Genomic DNA, 5,009 nt, shown 5'->3' on the forward strand with positions numbered 1-5,009 from the left:
TACTAGGCCCAGAGCACCCCAACACCGCCCAAGCCCTCAACAACCTGGCATTTCTCTATGTAAACCAGGGCCGTTACGGGGAGGCAGAGCCGCTCTACAAGCGGGCCCTGGCGATCTTTGAGAAGGCGCTAGGCCCAGAGCACCCCAACACAGCCCCCAGCCATTACAACCTGGCGCGTATGCAACTGCAGCAGCGGATGTTTCCGCCAGCGCGAGAGCTTCTCGAGCGGCTGACGAGCGCTCAGTTGACCTGGCTGCTGCGGGAGTTGCCGCTGCAACCGCGGGAACTGCGCGCCACACAGCTGGCAGCTTTACCGGATGCCGTTGCCACCACCTTTGCCCTGCTGGACGTAGATCACGGGGCCTTGGAGTTGGCGCTCCAAACACGGCTGAACCGCCAGGGTCTGTTGGCAGCAATCGAACAGCGGCAGCGGCAACTGGCGGCCAGCTCGCCGCAGGTGAAGGATCTAGCCGAGCGGGTGGCGGGTCTCGATCGCCAGCTGGCCTCGGTGAGCCTGCCGGCTAAGCAGCGGCCGGCGCTGCGGCAGGAGCGGCAGCGGCTGGAAGCTGAGCTCTTCCGGACCCTGCCAAGCCTGCGGATCGAACCGGTGAGCAGCGCCCAGGTGGCGGCCGCCCTGCCCCGTGATGGCCTGCTGGTGGAATTCCAGCAATACAGGCCCTTCCTGGGCTTCAACAAGGGAAAAGCACAGTGGGGCCTCCCACGCTATATGGCGCTGCTGCTGCATCCCGATGGCCGCAGCGCCCTGGTGCCGCTGGGGGAAGCCGCCCCGATCGATAAGGCGGTGGGCCAGGCCCTGGAGGCCACCGCCAGGAACAACCAGGATCCCCGCCCCCTCTGGCGCCAGGTGAGCCGCCTGGTGCTGGAGCCGCTGCAGCCCCATCTGGGCGGCATCGGCGAGCTGTTCCTCTCGCCCGATGGGGAGCTGCACCGGGTCCCCTTTGCCGCCCTGCCCACATCAACAGATCCGCAGCGCCTGCTCAGTGACGTGGTGCGGCTGCGGATCCTCACCACGGGCCGTGATCTGGTGCGGCTGCAGCAGCCGGCCAAGGCCGGAGGCGCTTCTGTGGTGATGGCCAACCCCGCCTATGGCGTTGTCGCTGCTGCCAAGTCGAGCACCGCTGCGGGCACGGCCACGTCAGGGGGAAAGCGTGGGGGGCAGCAGCGCTCCGCTGAGCTGCGGGGGGGCTTGCGCTGGGATCCCCTGCCGGCCACCGAGTTCGAAGCCCTGCAGGTGGCCAAACTGCTGGGCGCCGGAGCACCGATCGAGGGCCCCCAGGCCACCGCCGCGCGGGCACTGCAGCAGCGGGCGCCGCGGGTGTTCCACATCGCCACCCATGGCTTCTTTTTCCCCGTCACCCTGCCGCAGGCCCGCGGGGACTCCGCGCTCCCGGCGCTGGCGGCCCAGGAGGATCCGCTGCTGCGCAGCGGCCTGGTGCTGGCCGGTGCCAACCGACCAGAGCTGAATCCCGCGGACGACGGCTACCTCACGGCGTCCGAGGCCACGGGCATGGATCTGGAGGGCACCGAGCTGGTGGTGCTCTCCGCCTGTGAAACCGGCCTGGCCGATGTGCAGAGCGGTGAGGGTGTCTATGGCCTGCAGCGCGCGTTCACGGTGGCCGGCAGCCGCGCCACCCTGCTCAGCCTCTGGAAAGTGAAGGATGCCGCCACCGCCGCCTTCATGGCCCACTACTACGGCCGGTTGCGGCAGGGGGAAGGGCGGGCCGAAGCCCTGGTCGCCACCCAGGCAGCCTTTCGCCACCATGCCGATCCCCTCTACCGCGACATGTACGTGTGGGGAGCGTTTCAGCTCACCGGGGATTGGCGTCCGATTCAGCGACTGAGCTCCGGTTCAGCGGCGTCAGCACGCTGATTCCCTGCCGTCATACTGATTCTTGGTCACTGCATGCCCCCAGCCTTGGCTTCCCTGCCGATGCCTGTTGTCGTTGGAGCGACCCTCGCCATGGCACTGACGGCCTCGTTCAGTGGCCTCCAGCCGCTGGCTGTTGGAGCCCAGGCCGCTGGCGATGACCTCGAGGCTGCCGTGAAGCGCACCGGCCAGCAGTTGCGTCAGAGCTGGGGCGCCGACCCCTCCACAGCATCGCTCCCCTTCCCCGCCATCGATCTGCTGGCGGCCGGCACGGGGGTCCGCAAGGCCTGTGGTGGTTCCGATCCCCCCGATGATCCGGGCAGCGCAGGGATCTACTGCCCCGGCAGCGCTCGCGTGCTGCTGGATCGCATGCTCCTGAAGCGGCGGGTTGAGCAGTACGGCGACTCGGCCATCGCCTACTGGATCGGCACAGCCCTCGCCGAACGGTTCCTCAGCGGGCAGCGCGGCACCGCTTCCCTCCCGCCGGCCGCGGCCAACCTGCAGGCCAACTGTCTGGCCGGGGTGCTGATCGGCGCGGCCCCAGGCCGCAAGCCGGTGGAAGCGCAGGCGCGGCTGGAATGGGGGCCCGCCATGGCTGCCTACAACTCCTCCCAGGCCGAGCGCATGGGCACCCGCCCCCAGAGGGCCTATGCCCTGCTCACGGGCTTCGGGGCGACCGAGTCCTCCTGCTCCGATGCCGACATGGCGGCACTCGCCAGCGGACGTGTCCCGGATCCAGCCTTGCTGGACCAGCTCGAGCAGGTCAAGGATGAGCGCGCCAGCAGCAGCCTGATGGCCGTGATCGCGAGCCGCTGTCGGCCGCGGCCCCAGAGGTCCTGTCCCCGACAAATCAGGCCAATGAAGTGGGCCCTATCAGGCGCACCGACCCCAACCCCAAGGGGGCGCTAGGTCCATGCCAGAGGAGTCGGAGGGTATGCCCCGGGCTGGGATGAGGGCAGGACGCTTCCGGGTTCGTCCATGGATGCGTTCAGATCTCCTGCACCTGTGGATCCAATCAGCTGGCATCCTGGTGGCCTCGGTGTGGGGGATCTACACCTTTGTCTGGCAGGACATCCTGGTGCCGTCCTGGGCTCCGGCGGCCATCAATCTCGATCTTTCCCTCACCCCGATCGAGGGCCGCACCACCACCGCAGACGGTTCGGAGATGGCACTGAACATCACGGCCACCAACCCCAGCAGCCGCAAGCTCTACCTGCTCAGCAACGTCTGGCAGCTCGTCGGCATCCACAGGAAAGCGGTGACTGAAAAGGAGTTCATCCACCTGGGGAATCGGACTCTGCGGGATGTGCCCTTGCTCCAGGCCGAGCGGTTGATCCGCAACGAAACGAGTCCAACCCTGGCTGTGGGTCGGATCTTCGGCGACGACATCATCCATCCCGGGGAGAAGATCGATCGCACGATCGTCGTGCGCTTACCTGCCGGCTACGGGGTAGCGGAGGTGAATGTTGTTGTTCCTACCCTCACCAAAGAGCCCAATCAAAAGCTCTTCAAGGGCCGACACCTGGTATGGGGGCTGACGAGCGAGGATGACGTGTCTGCGTTGCTCTGTCCGAGCTCGGATTCCGCTGGCAAACAACTCGATGGCCGCAACATCGATTGCCAATCTGCTCCCGAACTGGATCTGGATGGGGAATTGCGAAGCTTTGATCCCTTGATGCGCGTCTTCTCCGCCAGTGAACAGGTGGGGATTCCGATCAGCCAGAAACGCTGAATTCCCGCAGCCGGCCCGAGGCCCCACCCCAACGCACCGACGAGGGTGGCCCGTTGAACCCTGAAGCGCGCCGCCCCACACCATGGCTGAAGCAGCTGTCCGCATCCACGGCCCCTGGGCCGGCGGCCACGCCCTGACGTCAAGCTCCAACGGATGGGCGACCTCGGAGCTGCTGCAAGGTCAAACGGCCAGCGCATCCATGGCCATTGAAGCTGAAACGCATCGGATTCAAGCGGGGGATCCGCGGGGAACGATGAGCGCAGTAGCTTCAAACAAAGATACTTGATCCATCAAGGAGCGTTGATTGGATGTCCGTGCCTCGCTTCGCCAGCCCGCCCATCCGATCCGACCAGGCCGGCCAACTCCTTAAGGGCCTCGCCGATCCCCTGCGTCTGTGATCTCCCCCCCCGATCCGGGCCTGGCCCACCCAAAGCTCTCCTTTCCCCTCACGCTGCTCAAGGAGGCCGGGCTGCTGGCCGATCAGCAGCAGAGCCGCTGGATCTGCCACCAGGGGCGCCCCGAAACCTTCGATGATCTCCGTGGTTGGCTCGCAGCCCTCAGTGCCGACTGCCGCAGATCCGCCGCCCCCTGCACGTGAGCAGCGTTGCCCCGGCGATCCGGTGGTTGCGCACCAGCCGGCCGGGCCATGTGATCCTGCTCGGCGGCCTCGTGGCTGGATGGCTGCTGATTTACCGGATCAACGAATCCCTCTGGGATGCGGTGCTGTTCGGCTGGCTGGGGCTGGATCCGGAGCGGCGGCTGAGCGAAACCCTGCGCTTCTTTTTCTACGACTCGATCAAGATTGCCCTGCTGCTCAGCGGCATCATCTTCCTGGTGACCGTGCTGCGCTCCTATCTGAGCGTGGAGCGCACCCGGGCCCTGCTGGCCGGACGCCGCGAAGGGATTGGCAACGTCTTGGCCGGCCTGCTCGGGGTGATCACCCCCTTCTGCTCCTGCAGTGCGGTGCCGGCCTTCATCGGCTTTCTGGCCGCGGGCATCCCGCTTGGGGTCACGATGAGCTTCCTGATCGCCAGCCCGATGGTGAACGAGGTGGCGATCGGCCTGCTGTTCAGCTTGTTCGGCTGGAAAATCACGCTGATCTACATCGGCTCCGGCCTGGTGATCGCGATCCTGGCGGGATGGGTGCTGGGTCGCCTGCAGCTGGAGCGGTGGGTCGAATCCTTCGTCTACGAAACCAAACTGCACGGGCAGGCCGTGGAGGGTTCGCAGGGCCTTTCCTTCGAGCAGAGGCTGCAGCTGGGCGCCGAGGAAGTGGCTTCGATCCTGCAGCAGATCTGGCCCTATCTGCTGATCGGCATCGGCGTGGGCGCCTTGATCCACGGCTGGGTGCCCACCAACTTCTTCGCCATCTACGCCGGCCGCGGCAA

5 protein-coding genes are annotated in these 5,009 nt (G+C 66.6%); all 5 read left to right on the forward strand.

The window, feature by feature from the left end:
* On the forward strand, window positions 1-1,892 hold a 1,892-nt coding region (locus tag KBZ04_RS14120), incomplete at its 5' end, for a CHAT domain-containing tetratricopeptide repeat protein (protein ID WP_254992534.1).
* A 60-nt stretch (window positions 1,893-1,952) separates the two neighbouring features.
* The gene (locus KBZ04_RS14125; protein ID WP_254992535.1) at window positions 1,953-2,798 is read left to right on the forward strand and encodes a hypothetical protein; all 846 of its coding nucleotides are present in this window, start codon (window positions 1,953-1,955) and stop codon (window positions 2,796-2,798) included.
* A 73-nt stretch (window positions 2,799-2,871) separates the two neighbouring features.
* Window positions 2,872-3,621: a hypothetical protein gene (locus KBZ04_RS14130; RefSeq protein WP_254992536.1), complete on the forward strand. Its 750-nt coding sequence runs from the start codon at window positions 2,872-2,874 to the stop codon at window positions 3,619-3,621.
* 394 nt (window positions 3,622-4,015) lie between these two features.
* Window positions 4,016-4,219: a hypothetical protein gene (locus KBZ04_RS14135; RefSeq protein WP_254992537.1), complete on the forward strand. Its 204-nt coding sequence runs from the start codon at window positions 4,016-4,018 to the stop codon at window positions 4,217-4,219.
* On the forward strand, window positions 4,216-5,009 hold a 794-nt coding region (locus tag KBZ04_RS14140), incomplete at its 3' end, for a permease (RefSeq protein WP_254992538.1). The genes KBZ04_RS14135 and KBZ04_RS14140, both read left to right, overlap by 4 nt.

It is taken from the genome of Cyanobium sp. N5-Cardenillas, assembly GCF_024345515.1.
In the GTDB taxonomy this organism is placed as follows: Bacteria; Cyanobacteriota; Cyanobacteriia; order PCC-6307; family Cyanobiaceae; genus Cyanobium.

Bases quoted from the DNA above. Each gene is read 5' to 3' on its own strand.
- KBZ04_RS14125 (WP_254992535.1), top strand. From the start codon at position 1,953: ATGCCTGTTGTCGTTGGAGCGACCCTCGCCATGGCACTGACGGCCTCG.
- KBZ04_RS14130 (WP_254992536.1), top strand. From the start codon at position 2,872: ATGCGTTCAGATCTCCTGCACCTGTGGATCCAATCAGCTGGCATCCTG.